This is a genomic window from Burkholderia sp. APQ4-4ca (assembly GCF_057837105.1).
Genome location: NZ_JBYQCG010000093.1, coordinates 1 through 2,191, shown reverse-complemented (window position 1 = coordinate 2,191; position 2,191 = coordinate 1). Strand labels below are relative to the sequence as shown.

The window sequence follows — 2,191 nt, the reverse complement described above, 5'->3', positions numbered from 1 at the left end:
CCGCTCTTTCACCATCGGCGGTGATCGGAATATTGCCTAGAGAGGTCCCGTGATTGTCGCCACGGGTATATACGTGATCCTCACTATCATCGCCGGCCAGCCAGAACTGCATATTGCAGTGACCGAGATACTTCTCGGTGAAAGTGGCGATGTATTGAGCACTTTCTTCCTCACCGAGCGAGGAGGCCCAAATCGACAAGAGAGGGTACAGAGTACTGCCCTTCGTCTGGGCTTCACGATACTCGTCCGTGTCCTCACGAGGATGGACCAGTAACGAGCGGTAGTCGGCGTAGATGGTGGGATACCGGCTGTTCGACCTAAATGCGAACGTCGTCCGCTGAATGATGGTGCCTGCGTAGTCCGCTGCAGCCTTGCTCCAATCGCCGAGCATCGTAAGGAACAAGAGCGCCAGCCCGATCTCGATGGAGTGTTCATCCGCCACTGGCGTGAGAAGGACCGGGTTGTTTCTGATGAGTTGGACAATCTTCTGTGCGAGTTCGCTGGCTTCCGGGCAGTTCCAGTCATCCCGAGACGTCGGCAAATGGTCCGATCCTGCCGCGAACCAAAGATGCCATAGCCCCCGCATTGCGATGCGGCCGAGCAATTCGAAGAGCTTGAGGTTGACGTCTACCGGCGATGCGGATTCGACTGCCATCGAGATCGCGTGCTCCTTGTCGACAAATGGGAGTATCTTGCGCCCCAACAGCTCGTCCGAAATCAGAAAATGAAGTTTGACCAGCTCCGCGAAGGCCATACAGACCTCCTCGGCTACCTTGGTCGACTTCCCCACGTCGTCGCGGATGAGATTCCACGCCAGCAAGATGGACAACTGGCTGGCCTTGTACGGACCTTCGACGTTCTGGGAGTCGCGAGCCCAGACGAACTGGACCCACAGGCAGATATAGATCTGCCGCACAATCGTCGCCCGCTGCCTCGGAGTCGTGCCCGAAACATCGCAAAGCCCTCGCACCAGCTCGCGGAAATGTTTGAATGCCACCTGTGGCTCGTCGACCATGGCGACCGCCTTTTGAAAGCTATTGCGCAGAGCCTTGCCAACCAACTGTTCGCGCAGCACTCCGTCGACGAGCAGGCCGGCCATGTAGTCGCCGTTCCACTCGGCGAACGATATGCCGTCCCTTGTGTGCCGCTTGGTAAACTGCGTGACATTGTCGCGGACAGCTTCCTGAATTTCGCCACCAAAGCAAAGGCAGATCACGATCTCTAGCTTCGCGTAGGCCTCGGGAACGCGTGTCGGAATGTAGACGTCGAGGATATCGTTGATCGAGCTGCGAAGCGCCTGAGGATTGCCATCCCAGTCAGCGCGGGTTAGATCGCCCTGTTTGATTGAGAACAGGAATAGCTTGCGAGTGCCGTCGCTGTCTTTGCCGACGGCCGCAACATCGACTCCGTACTGCCGGGTTCCGACAGATGGCCGGGAGACCACCGTATACCCGAGTTCGCTCAATAGGTCTGGCAGGACGGCGTCAAGTTCCTTCCGCTCCTTCAGGGAGGCCAGATACTGTCTGAAGACCAACTTCATCGCGGTGGCTCCTCAGAACGGAACGTCAGGAGCATTAGCTGGAGTCCGATGGGATCGACTATATCGACCCGAGGCATCTCGAACGACGTGCCCACGCTGCCGAGTTTGGTCTCGATCCGGCGCGGTTTGCCACCAGGCAGGTCGATCCAGCTAACTGCATGGTTTCCATACAGCATCACCGATTCCGTTGCGATTCTTGAGATGATGGAATCCTTCCGCGCTTTCCTTATCGCGTCGGACATGCTGTCGGCATGCCGTTCCCACTCGAGTTGTCTCTCGTGTTCGGACGGGTGCAGCTCAAGCACCCGGCCGGGCGAATTCAGGCCATCGAGGTATGCATCCTGCGCGTCAAGCGCACGCCGGGCCGCCGAGGCGGCAGGATCCTCTGGATCATCAGCAACCGACACGAGATGATCCCTCGCCACCCCCGCATAATTGTGCAATACAGGATCGATCAATACATCTTCGACCTTGGCGGCCGCATTCGTCGGCGCTGTCCGAAGCAGCGATGTGAGCAACGATACCGTGAGAAGCGGCTTCAGGAAAAAGGTCGCTACAGCCTTGCGCGCCAAATACGGATACTCTTCATCGCTCAATTCGTAGCGGGTGAAGTCGATCGAAAGTGCGCGATCGTCCCGGCCAGCGCCAAAC

At 57.9% G+C, this 2,191-nt stretch carries 2 protein-coding genes; both read right to left on the bottom strand.

Features of this window, described 5'->3' with window-relative positions:
- Positions 1-1,540 (bottom strand): hypothetical protein (locus AC3IFE_RS10810; protein ID WP_489190510.1); only part of this gene is annotated, 1,540 nt, incomplete at its 3' end.
- On the bottom strand, positions 1,537-2,191 hold a 655-nt coding region (locus tag AC3IFE_RS10805), incomplete at its 5' end, for a hypothetical protein (RefSeq protein WP_489190509.1). The genes AC3IFE_RS10810 and AC3IFE_RS10805, both read right to left, overlap by 4 nt.